The sequence below is a fragment of the Bacillota bacterium genome, assembly GCA_040754675.1.
In the GTDB taxonomy this organism is placed as follows: Bacteria; Bacillota; Limnochordia; order Limnochordales; family Geochordaceae; genus Geochorda.
In genome coordinates, this window is record JBFMCJ010000712.1 from 1 (window position 1) to 1,838 (window position 1,838).

The window sequence follows — 1,838 nt, forward strand, 5'->3', positions numbered from 1 at the left end:
CCAGCCTGTCGAGGAAGTCCTTGGCCATGCCTGATCCTCCTTCCCACCCGGCTCCGCCGGGTCGGCACGCCCCTTCCGCCCTACCAGTTTAAGGCTAGCATTCCCCTCTGTCAAACCGCCGCAAACCGTTCCTCGAAACTCAACAATAACTGCAGATAGCTGCACATTGTTGAGAGGCCGGGCGAACAGCTCTCCCGACCATTTGCGCCGGGGGATCACGCCCCGGAACCGGGGATAGACCATCTCCAGGCGGGCCTTGCGGCCTGAGCGCGGCCGCAGGTGCCGCCCGGGATAGGGGTGGCCCCCTGCCCCGGTCTCCCTCGGAGGGACACCGACCACGTGCCCTCTCGGCACGCAGCCTCCGGGATAGACGGCTCCAGTCACTCCAGACGTGCCTCCCGCGATTCCTTGCAGGTAGCAGGAGGGCGGACCTGGACCGGAGACGCTCCCCAAAACCCAAACCCCGCCTGGCTATCGCCACCGCCGCCGCAGCGTGGGGCGAAAGCCCGTAGCCGGGGCCGAACTTCACCTGCCCGATCACACTCGTCAGGGCCGGGTTGACGAACACCACTTCCACGCCCTCCCTTGCCGCCCGGGAAAGAAGCAGGGCGTGGAACTTGCCGTAGGCAAATCCCGAGAGCATACGAGCGTAACGGGCGCCCATCTCCCGGAGACGGGCCTTCTTCTTCTCGAAATCCAGCTTCTCCACCACGACGGGCACAGCTTCCGCCCTGGCCCAGGCCACCAGGTCAGCTACCGCTTCGGCTAAGCTGGCCGTGACCTGCTCCTGCCTCCGCCCCCGCGTCAGCACGGGAATGTGCCGCCAGGATACCGGGTTACCATGGCGGTCAACCTGCGACGCCGCCACCAGACCGGGATTGAGATCCACGCCCAGGGCACCCACTCTCCCGCTCGTCACCACCGGAGCATCCTCCCGCTCCAGCATCACCTGCACGTACCAGGCGGACTTGCCCTTCCTCTCCCGGCGCAGGAACCGGTAGGTGAGCGCCTGGCCCCGCGCCAGGGCCCGGTCAACGGCCTCCTGCCCGTAGCGGAAGCGGATGCCCGGGATCAGCAACCACTTCTTGCCCAGGCTCTCCGCCAGCATATCGGGAAGCCTGAGCCGCAGCGTGCCCTCAGGAAGCAGGGTGCAGGTCTGATTGCCCCCGGTTTCGCCCTTGGAGCCCAGGCACAGGAACTGGGAGGAGCGGGCACGGCGCCAAGTCTTAAGCCATTCTCCGTGCGTCCGGTAGCCGTTCTCCTTGAGGTGGAACTGCCGGCGGAAGAGCTTGTTCGAGCCAAAGCACATGCGGGGCACCACACGGTTGAGGTCCTGTTCCACCTGCGCCAGCCTGGACTCCAGTTGGGCCAGCCGGCGCTTTTTGTGGTGCATCTCGAACCTGAGCCGCCACCTGGACCCCGGGCCTTCCGCCTGCTCCAGCCGCTCCTTGAGGCCGGCCAGGGATTCCCCCAGCGCGCGGACCTCGGCTTTCAGCCTGCTGGCATGCCTCTTTTGAGCTTCGCGGGCGGCCTTCACCTTGCCCCCGAGTACCGAGGCCACAGCGTTGAACATGCGGGCGGTGATGCCAAACGCACCAAGGTAACGGCGCTTGCAGTCGGCCAGGGGCTCACCCCGCACGTAATGGTCTCGGAAGAGGGCCCGCTCGACGCGGCCAAAGAGGACGGCAAAGGCCTCCAGCAGGGGATACAAAGACCTGTCTTTGATTCTCGTCTCAAAGGTCACCTTCACGCCACCACACCCGCCACTTGCGCTCGAACACACCCTGCGCCGGGCCCACCTTCGTACATCGGTTCGCATGCATTATACCAGGGGGATG

At 66.0% G+C, this 1,838-nt stretch carries 1 protein-coding gene; it reads right to left on the reverse strand.

The features are described from left to right. Positions 1–139: 139 nt before the first annotated feature. Positions 140–1,750: an IS200/IS605 family accessory protein TnpB-related protein gene (locus AB1609_22820; protein MEW6049267.1), complete on the reverse strand. Its 1,611-nt coding sequence runs from the start codon at positions 1,748–1,750 to the stop codon at positions 140–142. Between the last annotated feature and the right edge of the window lie 88 nt (positions 1,751–1,838).